12 protein-coding genes are annotated in these 14,873 nt (G+C 64.2%); 10 read left to right on the top strand and 2 right to left on the bottom strand.

Going from position 1 to position 14,873, the window contains the following annotated elements; translation table 11 throughout:
• Positions 1–36: 36 nt before the first annotated feature.
• Both recN and ACOOFO_RS12090 read right to left on the bottom strand, forming a co-directional pair.
• Positions 37–1,719: a DNA repair protein RecN gene (gene recN / locus ACOOFO_RS12095; RefSeq protein WP_420427015.1), complete on the bottom strand. Its 1,683-nt coding sequence runs from the start codon at positions 1,717–1,719 to the stop codon at positions 37–39.
• Positions 1,720–1,729: 10 nt separating this feature from the next.
• A complete protein-coding gene (locus ACOOFO_RS12090; protein ID WP_420427014.1) occupies positions 1,730–2,599 on the bottom strand; it encodes an NAD(+) kinase in 870 nt (289 codons plus the stop codon).
• A gap of 93 nt (positions 2,600–2,692) precedes the next feature.
• On the opposite strand from ACOOFO_RS12090, the gene hrcA reads away from it, so the two are divergent.
• The 10 genes from hrcA (at position 2,693) to ACOOFO_RS12040 (ending at position 14,856) form a co-directional block, all read left to right on the top strand.
• Positions 2,693–3,730 carry a heat-inducible transcriptional repressor HrcA gene (gene hrcA / locus ACOOFO_RS12085; protein ID WP_420427013.1) on the top strand — a complete coding sequence of 346 codons (1,038 nt, stop codon included), beginning with the start codon at positions 2,693–2,695 and terminating at the stop codon, positions 3,728–3,730.
• Positions 3,731–3,802: 72 nt separating this feature from the next.
• Positions 3,803–4,417: a nucleotide exchange factor GrpE gene (gene grpE, locus ACOOFO_RS12080; protein WP_420427012.1), complete on the top strand. Its 615-nt coding sequence runs from the start codon at positions 3,803–3,805 to the stop codon at positions 4,415–4,417.
• A 108-nt stretch (positions 4,418–4,525) separates the two neighbouring features.
• Positions 4,526–6,457 (top strand): molecular chaperone DnaK, encoded by a 1,932-nt coding sequence (gene dnaK / locus ACOOFO_RS12075; RefSeq protein ID WP_420427011.1) that lies wholly within the window; start codon positions 4,526–4,528, stop codon positions 6,455–6,457.
• A 246-nt stretch (positions 6,458–6,703) separates the two neighbouring features.
• Entirely contained in the window at positions 6,704–7,834 is a 1,131-nt protein-coding gene (dnaJ, locus tag ACOOFO_RS12070) for a molecular chaperone DnaJ (RefSeq protein WP_420427010.1), read from the top strand.
• A gap of 24 nt (positions 7,835–7,858) precedes the next feature.
• Positions 7,859–8,656, top strand: a complete 798-nt coding sequence (gene dapB, locus ACOOFO_RS12065) for a 4-hydroxy-tetrahydrodipicolinate reductase (RefSeq protein WP_420427009.1) — start codon at positions 7,859–7,861, stop codon at positions 8,654–8,656.
• Between the two features lie 25 nt (positions 8,657–8,681).
• Positions 8,682–9,203, top strand: a complete 522-nt coding sequence (locus ACOOFO_RS12060) for a GNAT family N-acetyltransferase (RefSeq protein WP_420427008.1) — start codon at positions 8,682–8,684, stop codon at positions 9,201–9,203.
• A gap of 77 nt (positions 9,204–9,280) precedes the next feature.
• A complete protein-coding gene (carA, locus tag ACOOFO_RS12055) occupies positions 9,281–10,429 on the top strand; it encodes a glutamine-hydrolyzing carbamoyl-phosphate synthase small subunit (protein ID WP_420427007.1) in 1,149 nt (382 codons plus the stop codon).
• Between the two features lies 1 nt (position 10,430).
• Entirely contained in the window at positions 10,431–13,667 is a 3,237-nt protein-coding gene (carB, locus tag ACOOFO_RS12050; protein ID WP_420427006.1) for a carbamoyl-phosphate synthase large subunit, read from the top strand.
• On the top strand, positions 13,664–14,137 hold the full coding sequence (gene greA / locus ACOOFO_RS12045; RefSeq protein WP_420427005.1) for a transcription elongation factor GreA: 474 nt from the start codon (positions 13,664–13,666) through the stop codon (positions 14,135–14,137). The genes carB and greA overlap by 4 nt, the downstream gene beginning before the upstream one ends.
• Positions 14,138–14,289: 152 nt before the next feature.
• Positions 14,290–14,856 (top strand): RlmE family RNA methyltransferase, encoded by a 567-nt coding sequence (locus ACOOFO_RS12040; RefSeq protein WP_420427004.1) that lies wholly within the window; start codon positions 14,290–14,292, stop codon positions 14,854–14,856.
• Positions 14,857–14,873: the final 17 nt, after the last annotated feature.

The raw sequence follows: 14,873 nt of genomic DNA, 5'->3' as shown, positions 1-14,873 counted from the left end.
CGGCGAATTCGGTCCCCCAGCGGTGCGCACTCGCCGTCAGGATGCAGCGTTGGCGCTGAGCATCTCGTCGGCAAGATTGAGCGTCTGCTGCGTGACATCGATACCGCCCAGCATGCGCGCCAGTTCCTTGCGGCGGTCGTCCCGGGAGAGTGTCTGCGCCTCGACGCGCGTCTGATTCTTTTCTGCCCGCTTGCGAATGGTGATCTGGTGGTGCCCCTGGGCCGCCACTTGCGGCAGGTGCGTGACGCACAGCACCTGGCAGCGTTGCGAAAGATGTCGCAAGAGCCGGCCCACCACTTCGGCGGTCGCACCGCCGACGCCGACGTCGACCTCGTCGAAAATCATCACCCCGACGTTCGCACGCGCCGACAATGCGGTCTGCAGGGCCAGGCTGATGCGCGACAATTCGCCGCCTGAGGCGACGCGCGTGAGCGGACGCGGCGTCTGGCCAGGATTTGCGCTGAACTGGAGTTCCACTTCGTCATCGCCATGGATGGATGGGCTGCGACCGACATCGGTACGCACGGCCACCTCCAGTCGCGCCTCCGGCATCGCCAGTTCGGCGAGCTTTCCGCGCACCGCGTCCCCGAGCTGCTGAGCCGCGTGCGCACGTTGCTTGCTGAGCGGGACGGCCGCCTTGCGATAGGCCTCCTCCGCACGCTGCACGGCCTGCTGCAGTTCAGCCACATCACCGCCCGCGGCTTCGGCCTCAGCCACTTCAGTGCGCAGGCGTTCCGTCAGTGCTGGCAGTTCCTCCGGGCGCACGCGATGCTTGCGCGCCAGATCGTGGATGCTGGATAGGCGTTGTTCCACTTCCTGGAGCCGCTCCGGGTCGACTTCGATGTGATCCAGTGCGTGGCGCAGGCTGTTGGCGGCTTCATCCGCATTGATTTGTGCCTGCTCCACGAGTGAGGCTGCCTCGCCGAAATCCGCCGCAACGTCACGCAGTTGATTAACCAGCGAGCTGATGCTCGACAGCCGTTGACTGACGGCATCCTCGTCCTCGGAAAGGCCAGCGAGTGCCTTGGCGCCATTGCCGAGCAGGGAACCGGCATGCGACAGCCGCTGATGCTCCTGTTCCAGGTCCTCGAGCTCGTCGTCTGCGAGTTGTAGCTGCTCCAATTCATCGAGTTGATGCCGCAGATAGTCGAGCTGTGCGGGGTCCGTGCTGCGGCGGCTTTGAATGGCATCGAGCTTGCTGCGCATGTCCGCGAGGTGACGCGCAGCGTCAGCCACCGCCTTGAGCGCCTCGTCGTAGCAGCCGAAATCATCGAGGAGCTGCCGCTGGTGCCCCGCTTTGCGCAGCAGCTGGTGGGCGTGCTGACCATGAATCTCGATCAGCATTTCGCCGAGGTCGCGCAATGCCGATATGGGCGCCGGCCTGCCATTGATAAAGGCGCGCGAGCGGCCATCGGCAGTCACGACGCGCCGGAGATTCAGGGTGGCCGGATCATCACTATCGGTCATGGCTTGCTGTTCGAGCCACTCCTGTGCACGGGAATCGCCTCCGATATCCCATTGACCTGCGATATCCGCCTGCGAGGCGTCGTTGCGCACGAAGCCGCTGTCCGCCCGGTCGCCCAGAAGCAGACCGATCGCATCAATCAGGATTGACTTGCCGGCGCCGGTCTCGCCAGTGAGAACAGTCAGGCCCGCGTCGAAGTCCAGGGAGACGGCATCGACGATGGCGAAATCTCGAATGTCCAGATGGACGAGCATGCGGGCGGTCTCAGACGCGGTTGCGTCCCCAGTGGAGTTTGGTGCGCAGGACTTCGAAATAATTATAGGACCTTGGATGGAACAGCCGGAGCGGTTGCGCTTCGCGCGTCACGCACAGCACGTCGTCCGCATCCAACAGATCATTTTCCTGTCCATCTGCGGTGCACAGGGCGCGTGAGCGGGCGTTGCCTTTGAGGCGGATGCGGATTTCGTGACGGGCTGAGACCACCACGGGTCGGTCGGACAGCGCATGCGGGCAGATAGGGACCAGCGCCACCGCATCCACGCCCGGATGAATGATGGGGCCGCCACCGGAAAGCGCATAGGCCGTGGATCCGGTGGGCGTTGCCACAATGATGCCGTCGGCGCGGTGCAGACTGATGAAGACATCGTCAAGGCTGGTTTCGAACTCGATCATGCGAATGGCGGCCTGATTGCGGATCACCAGGTCATTGACCGCTCGCAGGCGCTTCAGAAGACGCCCACTGCGCTCGATGCGCGCCGCCAGCATCAGACGTTGCTCCTCGTGATAGTCGCCCGCGAGCACTTCTTCGAGGACGTTGATCATGTCCTTCGGCGCGACATCGACCATAAAGCCCAGGCGGCCCTGGTTGACGCCCAGGATCGGCACTCCAGCGGGCGCAAGATCGCGCCCGGTGTTCAGCAAGGTGCCATCGCCGCCCACCACGATGACCAGATCGCAGGCGCACAGCGCCGCCGTATCGCTGGCCGTGACGCGATCCGGCAACAGCCCGGCGCAACCGCTGTCAGCCACGATGGAAATTTCACGCGCTTCGAGGAAGTCAACGAGGGCGTTCACGTTGTCCGCGATGGCGGCGTCGCGCTTGGCGACGATCCCGATGGTGTTGAAAAGCGACATGCCGCGGGCCTATGAGGTAGAGCGCAAGGGTAGCTTGTTGCTGTCTCGATTGCCTGCTTGACGACCGGGCCGCCGGACAATAGCTTTGCGTGCATGGCAACTCTTGATAAGCGCGCGGCCTGGCTCCTCAAACTCCTGATAGAACGCTATATCCAGGACGGTCAGCCAGTGGCTTCTCGGCAGCTGTCACGTGCGGTGGGGAACAGCTTGTCGCCGGCCACGATCCGCAACGTCATGGCCGACCTGGACGATATGGGCTTTGTCTGCTCGCCGCATACCTCGGCAGGCCGGATACCGACGCACCAGGGTTATCGTGTATTCGTCGATTCGCTGCTGGAGCCGGAGCGCATGCCCGGCCGTGTGCAGCAGCGCGTGATGCGCGCGATTCTTGGCGATGGCCACGCCGACGCGGAGAACATGCTCCAGGCGGCGACCAGCGTGCTGTCTTCGGTATCGACCATGGCGGGCGTGTTGACCGTGCCCCGGCGCAACCGCGCCATCCTGCGCCGAATCGAATTCCTGCCGCTGTCCGGTTCACGCGTGCTCGCCATTTTGGTTGTGAACCAGCACGAAGTGCAGAACCGGGTGCTCGAGACCGAGCGCGAATACAGTGCGAGTGAGCTGGAGCAATTTGCCAACGCGATCAACGCGCACTATGTCGGCCGGGATCTACTGGCTTTGCGCGAAGCCCTTCGCCAGGAGGTCGGCGTCGCTAAGCAGGATATCGACGCCTCCCTCAAGGATGCGCTCGGCCTGCTCAGTTCTGCGGCGCCGTCCGGGCAGGATGAGGGCGACATGATGGTGGCCGGCGGCGCCAATCTTTTTGGGTACGCCGACCTGGCGCAAATCGACCGTCTGCATGGCTTGTTCGAGGCGCTGGATCGCAAGCGTGATCTGCTGGCGATTTTTGACCGTTGCCTGGATGGACAGGGCGTCCAGCTCTTCATCGGTGAAGAGTCGGGCTATCGGGTGCTCGACGAGTGCAGCGTGGTGACCGCGCCCTACAGCGTCAACGGCCAGACGGCCGGCGTGATTGGCGTCATCGGTCCGACCCGTATGGCCTATGGTCGCATCATCCCGCTGGTACGCGATACCGCAAAGATTCTCAGCCAAGGCTTGAAAGTCTCCTGATCGCCCTTATGTGTCTGCGATGTGGCGCCGCCCTGGCGCCAATCCATTCACGCACTGCATGAGCAAGGGGCTATGGCGGAACAAGACAAGCCGCAGGATCAGGAGCATACGGGCGACGACCACGCGCCCGAACACGCAGAGCAGCAGGCCGATGCCGCAGCCGCGGAGGCCGCTTCCCAGCAGGGCGAGGATGAACTCGCTCAGGCGCGCGCTGCGGCGGACGAGTATCGCGAGCAACTGCTGCGCGTGCGTGCCGAGGCCGAGAACCAGCGCAAACGCATGGAGCGCGAGAACGCGAATGCGGTCAAGTACGCCGCAGAGAAAGTCTTCCGCGACCTGCTCTCTGTTGCCGACAGCCTGGATCTGGGGTTGAAGTCGGCGCGCGAGTCGGAGGGAGGCAGCGCGGTCGTGGAGGGCATCGAGCTCACCCAGAAGCAACTGCACGATACGCTGACGCGTCATGGCGTGACCGTTCTCGAGCCGACCGGCGAGGCCTTCGATCCCTCGGTACATGAGGCGGTATCGATGGTGCCCAGTGCCGATGTGGCGCCCAATCACGTGCTGGAAGTCGTGCAGAAGGGCTACTGCCTGCACGAACGCGTATTGCGCCCGGCGCGGGTGGTCGTGGCTTCAGCGGTGCCGATCGAGCAGGGCGGCGATGCGGGCGACGGCGACAACGCCGCCTGAATTTCGTGCCCGCGGGGTTGAACGCCGCGCGAACGCCCCAACCTAGCAAAACAGAGGCCATTCACGGCCAAACCAATTTCTTCATACGGTTTTCATAGGAGTCCAACCATGTCCCGCACGATCGGAATCGACCTCGGCACGACGAATTCGTGTGTTGCCGTCTTCGAAGGCAACCAGTCGAAGGTCATCGAGAACGCTGAAGGCGAGCGCACCACGCCCTCCGTGGTGGCCTACACCGACGACGGCCAGGTGCTCGTCGGTCGGCCCGCAAAGCGTCAGGCCATCACCAACCCGGCCAACACCCTGTACGCCATCAAGCGTCTGATCGGCCGCGGCTACGATGACCCCATCACGAAGAAGGACATCGACATGGTGCCCTACCAGATCGTGAAGGCGGACAACGGCGACGCCTGGGTGCAGGTCAAGGATCAGAAGCTCGCGCCGCCGCAGATTTCGGCGGAAGTGCTGAAGAAAATGAAGAAGACCGCCGAGGATTATCTGGGCGAGAAGGTGACGCAGGCGGTGATCACCGTCCCGGCGTACTTCAATGACTCGCAGCGCCAGGCCACCAAGGACGCTGGCAAGATCGCCGGTCTGGAAGTCAAGCGCATCATCAACGAGCCAACCGCGGCTGCGCTGGCCTACGGGCTCGACAAGCAGGGCGGCGACAAGAAGGTCGCAGTCTACGACCTCGGTGGCGGCACCTTCGACATTTCCATCATTGAGATCGCCGATGTCGACGGTGACAAGCAATTCGAAGTGCACGCCACCAACGGCGACACCTTCCTCGGTGGTGAGGACTTCGACAACCGCGTCATCGACTGGATCGCGGAGGAATTCAAGAAGGAGCAGGGCATTGACCTGCGCAAGGATCCGCTTGCCAAGCAGCGCCTGAAGGAAGCGGCCGAGAAGGCGAAGATTGAGCTGTCGTCCACCACGCAGACGGAAATCAACCTGCCCTACGTGACCGCTGACCAGAGTGGGCCCAAGCACCTCAACCTGAAGCTGACCCGCGCCAAGCTCGAGGGACTGGTCGAAGATCTGATCTCGCGCGCCATTGAGCCCTGCAAGACGGCGCTCAAGGATGCCGGCCTCAAGGCCTCCGACATCGACGAGGTGATCCTGGTTGGTGGTCAGACCCGCATGCCCAAGGTGCAGGAGGCGGTGAAGGAGTTCTTCGGCCGCGAACCGCGCAAGGACGTCAACCCCGACGAGGCCGTGGCTGTCGGCGCCGCCGTCCAGGGTTCGGTGCTCTCTGGCGAACGCAGCGACGTGCTGCTGCTCGATGTCACCCCGCTGTCCCTGGGTATCGAGACTCTTGGCGGGCGCATGACCAAGCTGATCGAGAAGAACACCACCATTCCTACGCGCAAGCAGGAGGTCTTCTCGACGGCTGAGGACAATCAGACGGCGGTAACGATCCAGGTCTACCAGGGCGAGCGTGAGCAGGCGTCGGCCAACAAGCTGCTTGGCCGCTTCGATCTCACCGATATCCCGCCCGCGGCCCGTGGTACGCCGCAGATCGAGGTGACCTTCGACATCGACGCCAACGGCATTCTCAACGTGTCGGCCAAGGACAAGGCGACCGGCAAGGAGCAGTCGATCGAGATCAAGGCCAGCTCGGGTCTGTCCGAGGACGAAGTCGAGCAGATGGTCAAGGACGCCGAGGCGCACGCCGAGGAGGACAAGAAGTTCGCCGACCTCGTCAACTCGCGCAACCAGGCGGACGCCATGATCCATGGTGTCGAGAAGTCGATGAACGAACTCGGCGACAACATGGAAGCCGGCGAGAAAGAGGACATCGAATCCAAGATCGAAGCCGTGCGCGAAGCGGTGAAGGGCGACGACAAGGACGCCATCGACAGCGCCGTGCAGGCTCTGGCCGAAGCCTCCGCCAAGCTGGCTGAGCGTGCCTATGCCCAGAGCAGCGAGGGTGAAGGCGGCGACGCCAGCGGCCAGGCGGGCGAGGCCCAGTCCAAGTCCGACGAGGATGTCGTCGATGCAGAATTTACCGAGGTCAAGGACGACGACAAGAAGTAGGCAGGTTAGGATGCGACCGCCCGGCCCTGGTGCCGGGTGGTCGACGTATCCTGTCGAGTTGTGCAGGCGCCCGCCAGTCGGGCGTTTTGCGTTTGCAGTTTACCCGTGGACGCGCGCCGGCAAGGCGGGGCGTGGGCGAGGGGCCTCCATCGGTCAGGCAGAGGCGGAACCGCGGCGCGGTCGATGCCGATCCGCTTGGTGCCGCCGGCGACACGGGATCACGACTTCAAGGCAGCAGGGAGCAGCATGAGCCAGCGCGATTACTACGAGGTGCTGGGCGTATCGAGGAACGCGTCCGAAGACGATATCAAGAAGGCGTACCGACGCCTCGCAATGAAGCTCCACCCGGACCGCAATCCGGGGGACGATGACGCTGCCGACCGGTTCAAGGAGGCGGGGGAAGCCTACGAGGTACTCTCCGATCCGCAGAAGCGGCAGATCTACGATCAGTACGGCCACGAGGGTCTGAAACGGACCGGCGGGGGCGGCCCGGGCGCAGGCGACTTCGGCGGCGGTTTCTCCGATATTTTTGGCGACATGTTCTCCGACATCTTTGGTGGCGGAGGACGCGGCGGGCCGCGCCGTGGCGCGGACCTTCGTTATGACCTCGAGATTTCGCTGGAGGAAGCCTTCGCGGGCACCCAGCGCACCATCACCATCCCGCGCTTCGACAATTGCAGTAGCTGCAAGGGCACCGGTAACGCAGGCGGCAGCAAGCCGCCCACCTGTCCGTCCTGTCATGGCCGCGGGCAGGTTCGCATCCAACAGGGCTTCTTCACCCTGGCGCAGACCTGTCCGCAGTGTCGCGGTCGCGGCACCGTGGTGACTGACCCCTGTTCCGATTGCCGTGGTCAGGGCCAGATCCGCAACGAGCAGACCCTGTCGGTCAAGATCCCCGCCGGCGTGGACATGGGTGACCGCATCCGGCGCAGCGGCGACGGTGAGCCGGGCGATGCAGGAGCCCCGCCCGGGGATCTCTACATCCAGATCAACGTCAAGCCGCATCCCATCTTCGAGCGCGAGGGCACCGATCTGTTCTGTTCGGTGCCGATCAGTGTCGTGACCGCGGCCCTGGGCGGCGAGATGGAAGTACCGACGCTCGACGGCAAGGCCAATCTCAAGATTCCCGAAGCCACGCAGACGGGCAAGACTTTCCGTCTGCGCGGTAAGGGCATGCCGAGCCTGCGCGGCGGCAGCAAGGGCGACCTGATGGTGACCGTAACCGTGGAAACGCCCGTGAAGCTGACGCGCAAGCAGCAGGAGTTGCTGCGCGAATTCGGGGAATCGATGGATCATTCCAAGGAGCGTCACACGCCACAGTCGAGTTCCTGGCTGGACAAGGCGCGAAAGTTCATTGAAGACGCCATCGGCAATTAGGCACCGCCGTACGAGGAACAATCCATGAGCGAAGCATTGCGGGTCACGATCACCGGCGCCGGTGGACGAATGGGCCAGGCACTGGCGCTTGCGGCGCAGGGGCGTAGCGACCTGCGCATTGCCGCGGCCCTCGACCACGCCCAGGCGGAGGGTATGGGGCGGCCCGTCATCCCCGAGTCCGCGGTGCGGGTCAGCAGTGACGTGGCCACCGCGGTATCCGAGTGCGACGTGGTGGTGGACTTCACCCGACCGGAAGCGACCATGGCCGTGCTCGAGGCCGCGCGGCAGGCCGGGCGCGGCATGGTCATCGGCACGACCGGCTTCAGCACCAGCGAGCTGGCCGATATCGATACCGCCAGCGCGGATATCCCCATTGTGATGGCCGCCAACTTCAGTCTTGGCGTCAACCTGCTGCGTGCGCTGGTAGCGCGCGCTGCTGAATCACTGGGTCAGGACTTCGATATCGAGATCGTCGAAGCGCATCACCGTCACAAAGTCGATGCCCCCAGCGGCACGGCCCTGGCGCTGGGCGAGGCCGCGGCCGAGGCGCGCGGCGTTGCGCTGCGCGATGTCGCCGTCATGTCGCGCGAAGGGCACACCGGCGCCCGCCCCGACGGCAGTATCGGCTTTGCGACCGTGCGCGGGGGCGATGTGGTGGGCGACCATCAGGTGCTGTTCCTCGGTGATGGCGAGCGCGTCGAGATCGGTCATCGCGCCTCCAGCCGCGCCACCTTTGCCAACGGGGCCTTGCGCGCCGCCGCCTGGTTGCGCGGTCGCGGTCCCGGCCGCTACGACATGTTCGACGTGCTCGGCCTGTCCTGAGATGGCGAACTGGCGGCTGCGTGTCATGGCTCCGCAGGACATCGACGACGTACTGTCGATGGTGCAGGAGCTGGCCGCCTTCGAGGCGCTGGAGCACGAGCTGACGCTGGACCGCGAGGGGCTCATGGAGGGGGCCTTCGGGCGCCGACCATGGGTCGAAGGCCTCGTCGCCGAAGCAGAGTCGAGCGAAGGAGATGCCCCCCTGCTCGGCTATGCGCTCAGCTTCAAGTCCTTCTCCACTTTTCGCTGCCGTGCCGGGCTCTACCTCGAGGATCTCTACGTGCGGCCATCCTGGCGGCGGCAGGGTGTCGGTCTGGCGCTGTTGCGCGCAGTCTGTGCCAGTGCCCACCGACGCGGTTTCGCCCGTGTCGAGTGGTCGGTGCTGGACTGGAATGCGGAGGCCATCGCCTTCTATCGCCGCCTCGGCGGGAGGCATCAACCCGAATGGCAGCGCTTTCGTCTGGAAGGTGAGGCTCTGGCCCGCGTCGCCGATGAGGCGGGCGGCGCGGGAACATTACAAATGGACGACGGACCGGCGACCCATTAGAATTCGCGCCCGGTTCGACCTCCGGTGCGTACGCCTGCCCGCGGTCGAGACGTCCACCCGAACCGGATAACGCTCGAATGCGCGCCCCAATACCCGCGACCGTCGCTCTCGCCGACGGCACACTCTTTCACGGACATGCCATCGGCGCCGAGGGCGCGACCACCGGCGAGGTGGTTTTCAATACGTCGATGACGGGCTATCAGGAAATCCTGACGGACCCTTCCTACCGTCGTCAGATTGTGACCCTGACCTGCCCGCACATCGGCAACGTGGGTACCAACCCGGACGATGCGGAATCCGAGAAAGTGCAGCTCGCCGGGCTCATCCTGCGTGAAACGCCTCGGCCGCGCAGCAACTACCGCGCGACCCAGGCCTTTGACGAATACCTGCGGGCCAATGGCACCGTCGCCATTGCCGGCATCGATACCCGCCGGCTCACCAACCATCTGCGTGCCCATGGTGCGCAGCCCGGCTGCATCATGACGGGGGACGGCATCGATCAGGCGGCGCTCGCCGAGGCGCGCGCCTTCCCGGGCTTGTCCGGTGCGGACCTCGCCCGCGAAGCCACCACGGCAGAGACCTATGTATGGGAACAGGCGAGCTGGACCTTCGCGGAGAATGGTTGTCCGCAACGCCCCGGTGGCCGGCGTCATGTGGTGGTGTGCGATTTCGGGGTGAAGCGCAATATCCTGCGCATGTTGGTCGACCGGGACTGCCGCGTCACCGTGGTGCCCGCGACCACGAGCGCCGCCAGCATTCTCGAAATGGCACCGGACGGCGTGCTGCTCTCCAACGGCCCCGGCGATCCGGAGCCTTGTGACTATGCCATCGCCACTGCGCGGACGTTGATTGAAAAGCGGGTTCCGCTGTTCGGCATCTGTCTCGGTCATCAGATCATGGGCCTGGCCGCGGGCGGTCGTACCCACAAGATGAAGTTCGGCCATCACGGCGCCAATCACCCGGTACAGGACCTGCGCACCGGACAGGTCATGATCACCAGTCAGAATCACGGTTTCGCCATCGACGAAGCGCATCTGCCCGCGGGCGTCACGGTGACGCACCGCTCGCTCTTCGACGGAACCAACCAGGGCCTTGCCCTGAATGACGCCCCCGCCTTCAGCTTCCAGGGGCACCCGGAAGCGTCGCCGGGGCCGCACGATGTAGCGCAACTATTCGACGCCTTCGTGGACATGATCGACCGCCACGCCGGTGCCTCCAGGACCTGATATGCCCAAGCGCAGCGACATCAACAGCATTCTCATCATTGGCGCGGGCCCGATCGTCATCGGTCAGGCCTGCGAATTCGACTACTCCGGCGCGCAGGCCTGCAAGGCCCTGCGTGCGGAGGGGTACCGGGTCATTCTGGTTAATTCCAATCCGGCCACGATCATGACCGATCCCGAAATGGCCGACGCCACCTATATTGAGCCGGTGACCTGGCAGACGGTGGCCAAGATTGTCGAAGCCGAGCGCCCGGATGCCCTGCTGCCGACGATGGGCGGGCAGACCGGACTGAACTGTGCGCTCGATCTGTGGCGGCACGGCGTGCTGGACGAGTTCAATGTCGAGCTGATCGGCGCTTCGCAGCACGCCATCGATCTTGCGGAGGACCGCGAGAAATTCCGCAACGCGATGACCGAGATCGGTCTGGAGTCGCCGCGCTCGGGCCTTGCCCACAGCATGGAGGAAGCGCGTTCACTGCAGCAGGACATCGGTTTCCCGGTCATCATCCGACCCAGCTTCACTTTGGGCGGCTCCGGCGGCGGTGTGGCCTACAACGCGGAGGAATTCGAGGAGATCTGCGGACGCGGCCTCGATCTGTCCCCGACCAACGAGGTGCTGATCGAGGAATCCCTGCTCGGCTGGAAGGAATACGAGATGGAGGTCGTGCGCGATCGCGCCGACAACGCCATCATCGTCTGCTCCATCGAAAACCTGGATCCGATGGGCGTGCACACCGGCGACTCGATCACGGTGGCGCCGGCGCAGACGCTGACCGACAAGGAATACCAGATCATGCGCAACGCCTCGCTGGCGGTGCTGCGCAAGGTCGGTGTCGAGACCGGCGGGTCGAACGTCCAGTTCGCGGTCAATCCGGAAACCGGCCGACTGGTCGTGATCGAGATGAATCCGCGCGTGTCGCGCTCCTCGGCGCTGGCCTCCAAGGCCACAGGCTTCCCGATTGCCAAGGTCGCGGCCAAGCTCGCCGTTGGCTACACCCTGGACGAGTTGTCCAACGAGATCACCGGGGGCGTCACGCCGGCCTCCTTTGAACCCTCCATCGACTACGTCGTCACCAAGATTCCGCGCTTTGCCTTCGAGAAATTCCCGCAGGCCGACTCGCGTCTGACCACGCAGATGAAGTCGGTCGGCGAGGCCATGGCCATCGGCCGCAATTTCCAGGAGTCCTTCCAGAAGGCGTTGCGCAGTCTGGAAGTCGGGGCCTCCGGCCTCGATGACCTGTTCGAGACGCACGACGAGGCCGCCCTCAACCGCATCCGCGAAGAGCTGGTGACCGCCCGCGAGAAGCGCATCTGGTATGTGGGCGAGGCATTGCGCGCGGGATTGACGGAGGAAGAAGTCTGCCGTCTGAGCGGCATCGATGCCTGGTTTATCGAGCAGATCGCCGAACTGGTCGCCTGGGAGCAATCGGTTCGCGGCAGCGCGCTCTACGACATCGACGCGACGCAGATGCGCACGCTGAAGCGGCTGGGCTTTGCGGATGCGCGTATCGCCAACCTCACCGGCGCCGAGGAGCTGGAAGTGCGCGCGCACCGTCGTGCGCTGGGCGTGCGACCGGTCTACAAGCGCGTCGATACCTGTGCGGCCGAGTTCCCCTCGGCCACCGCCTATCTCTACTCCAGCTACGACGAGGAGTGCGAGGCGCGCCCCAGCGACCGCCGCAAGATCATGGTGCTGGGGGGCGGACCGAATCGCATCGGACAGGGCATCGAATTCGACTACTGCTGCGTGCATGCGGCGCAGGCGCTGTCCGAGGATGGCTTCGAGACCATCATGGTCAACTGCAATCCGGAGACCGTTTCCACCGACTACGACACCTCGGACCGACTCTATTTCGAGCCGTTGACGGCCGAGGACGTGCTGGAAATCGTCGAGGTCGAACAACCGGAAGGCGTGATCGTGCAGTTCGGTGGGCAGACGCCGCTCAAGCTGGCGCGCGAACTCGAGGCAGCCGGCGCGCCGATCATCGGAACCGCGCCCGATTCGATTGATCTGGCCGAAGATCGCGACCGTTTCCAGCAGCTCATCACGAAACTGGGACTGTTGCAGCCGGCCAACGCTACTGCCACCAGCGAGGCCCAGGCCCTCGAGCTGGCTCAGGTGGTGGGCTATCCGCTGGTGGTGCGTCCGTCCTACGTCCTGGGCGGGCGGGCCATGGAAATCGTCTACGACGATGATGACCTGCGGCAGTACATGCACAGTGCCGTACAAGTATCCAACAAATCACCGGTTCTGCTCGATCACTTCCTGGTCAACGCCATCGAGATTGACGTCGACGCCTTGTCGGACGGCAAGGAAGTGGTCATTGGTGGCGTCATGGAGCATATCGAGCAGGCAGGCGTGCATTCCGGGGATTCGGCTTGTTCGCTGCCGCCGTACTCCCTGTCCGAGAGCGTTTTCGACCGGATCCGTATCCAGATCGGCGAGATGGCGCGTGCGCTGCAGGTGGTCGGCCTCATGAATGTGCAGTTTGCACTGCAGGAAGACCGGCTCTATGTCATCGAAGTCAATCCGCGCGCATCGCGCACCAGTCCCTTTGTCTCCAAGGCAACAGGGCGCGCGCTGGCCAAGGCCGCAGCGCGTTGTATGGCCGGACAATCGCTGCAAGATCAGGGCATTCAGGGCGAGATCCGCCCCAATTTCTATTCCGTGAAGGAGTCCGTCTTCCCGTTCAACAAGTTCCCGTCGGTGGACCCACTACTGGGGCCGGAGATGCGCTCTACCGGCGAGGTCATGGGCGTTGGGGGCACCTTCGGCGAAGCCTTCGCGAAGGCCTTGGCGGGCCAGGGTGCGAATCTGCCCGCGGCTGGCACGGCTTTCGTCTCGGTGCGCGACGCCGACAAGGCCGAGGCCGTGGAACTGGGCCGCACGCTGATCGCGCGCGGCTTCCGCGTGGTGGCCACCAGCGGTACGGCGAAGGCCCTGGCTGCCGGTGGCGTGACGGTGGAGACCATCAACAAGGTCAAGGAAGGCCGTCCGCACTGTGTGGACATGATCAAGAATGGCGAGATACATTTCATCGCGAATACCACGGAAGGCAAGAAGTCGATCGAGGAGTCGCGCTCGATTCGGGCGGCCGCCATCCACCACAAGGTGTGCTACTTCACGACCATCGCGGGTGCGCGGGCTGCGGCCGTGGCGATGGAATACCTCAGCGAACCCCAGGTCCGCCGGCTTCAGGATCTCCACGATCAGCTGGCACAGAGTCAAGTCAAGGCATGAGAGAACCGATTACCGAACGCGGGGCGCAGCGGCTCCGGGAAGAACTGCGGGTGCTGAAGAGCGAGAAGCGGCCGGCGGTGATTGCCGCCATCTCGGAGGCGCGTGCGCACGGCGATCTCAAGGAGAATGCCGAGTACCACGCAGCGCGCGAGCAGCAGGGCTTCATTGAGGGGCGCATCCAGGAGCTGGAGTCCAAGCTCGGCTCGGCACAGATCATTGACGTCACGCAGTTGCCCAAGAGCGACAAGGTGGTCTTTGGCGCCACCGTCACGCTGGAGGACGTCAACAGCGGCGAGGAACTCTGCTACCAGATCGTCGGCGAGGACGAGGCCGACATCAAAGCGGGCCTGCTTTCCATTGGCTCCCCGATGGCGCGCGCGCTCATCGGCAAGCACGAGGGTGACGCCGTGGATGTGCAGGCTCCGGGCGGGACCCGGGAACTCGAAATTGTGTCGGTCGAGTACAAGTAGAGGATCGCGCCTGACTCCCGCGCGCCATGGGCATCTGTCGACGGGGCGTCGCGCAAGCGGCCTGCATCCTGCTTTGATGACCGTTGACGACCGTGGCTAAGCGATCCGCGAGTTCGAGTCGTTGGCTCAGTGAGCACGAGTCCGACCCTTATGTGGCTCGCGCCCGTGCCGAGGGCTATCGCGGTCGAGCCGCCTACAAGCTGGAAGAGCTCGACCAGAAAGATGCGCTGCTGCGGCCCGGGCAGTGCATTGTGGATTTGGGCGCGGCACCCGGTGGCTGGACGCAGTACGCGCTGCGGCGACTCAAGGGGCAGGTTACCGTGGTCGCAATCGACATTTTGCCTATGGAGCCCATAGCGGGAGCCCATCTGATTGAAGCGGATTTTCGCGAGGAAAGTGCGGTCCAAGCGTTGGATCTAGCATTGAATGGTCGCCCTGTAGACCTTGTTTTGTCGGATATGGCCCCCAACTTATCGGGGGTGAAGAGCGCCGATCAGGCCGCTGCCACCGCTTTGGTGGAACTTGCCGAAGACTTTGCCTTTACGCATTTGCGGCCAGGTGGAGACTTTGTCAGCAAGGCGTTCCAGGGCGAGGGCTTCGACGAATTGGTAGCACGGCTGCGTCGATGCTTTGATCGCGTCACACTGCGCAAGCCGCTGGCGTCGCGCTCCCGTTCACGAGAAATCTATCTTGTGGCACGGGGCATGCAAGGCGAGTAGGCTAAATGGGCTGTCAA

Source organism: Algiphilus sp. (assembly GCF_965216485.1).
Taxonomy (GTDB): domain Bacteria; phylum Pseudomonadota; class Gammaproteobacteria; order Nevskiales; family Nevskiaceae; genus Algiphilus.
This window is presented reverse-complemented; position numbering and strand designations above follow the sequence as displayed.

What these genes read in the sequence shown, in the direction of transcription:
- recN (WP_420427015.1), bottom strand. Translation starts at nt 1,719, where the DNA reads ATGCTCGTCCATCTGGACATTCGAGATTTCGCCATCGTCGATGCCGTC.
- ACOOFO_RS12090 (WP_420427014.1), bottom strand. Translation starts at nt 2,599, where the DNA reads ATGTCGCTTTTCAACACCATCGGGATCGTCGCCAAGCGCGACGCCGCC.
- hrcA (WP_420427013.1), top strand. Translation starts at nt 2,693, where the DNA reads ATGGCAACTCTTGATAAGCGCGCGGCCTGGCTCCTCAAACTCCTGATA.
- grpE (WP_420427012.1), top strand. Translation starts at nt 3,803, where the DNA reads ATGGCGGAACAAGACAAGCCGCAGGATCAGGAGCATACGGGCGACGAC.
- dnaK (WP_420427011.1), top strand. Translation starts at nt 4,526, where the DNA reads ATGTCCCGCACGATCGGAATCGACCTCGGCACGACGAATTCGTGTGTT.
- dnaJ (WP_420427010.1), top strand. Translation starts at nt 6,704, where the DNA reads ATGAGCCAGCGCGATTACTACGAGGTGCTGGGCGTATCGAGGAACGCG.
- dapB (WP_420427009.1), top strand. Translation starts at nt 7,859, where the DNA reads ATGAGCGAAGCATTGCGGGTCACGATCACCGGCGCCGGTGGACGAATG.
- ACOOFO_RS12060 (WP_420427008.1), top strand. Translation starts at nt 8,682, where the DNA reads ATGGCTCCGCAGGACATCGACGACGTACTGTCGATGGTGCAGGAGCTG.
- carA (WP_420427007.1), top strand. Translation starts at nt 9,281, where the DNA reads ATGCGCGCCCCAATACCCGCGACCGTCGCTCTCGCCGACGGCACACTC.
- carB (WP_420427006.1), top strand. Translation starts at nt 10,431, where the DNA reads ATGCCCAAGCGCAGCGACATCAACAGCATTCTCATCATTGGCGCGGGC.
- greA (WP_420427005.1), top strand. Translation starts at nt 13,664, where the DNA reads ATGAGAGAACCGATTACCGAACGCGGGGCGCAGCGGCTCCGGGAAGAA.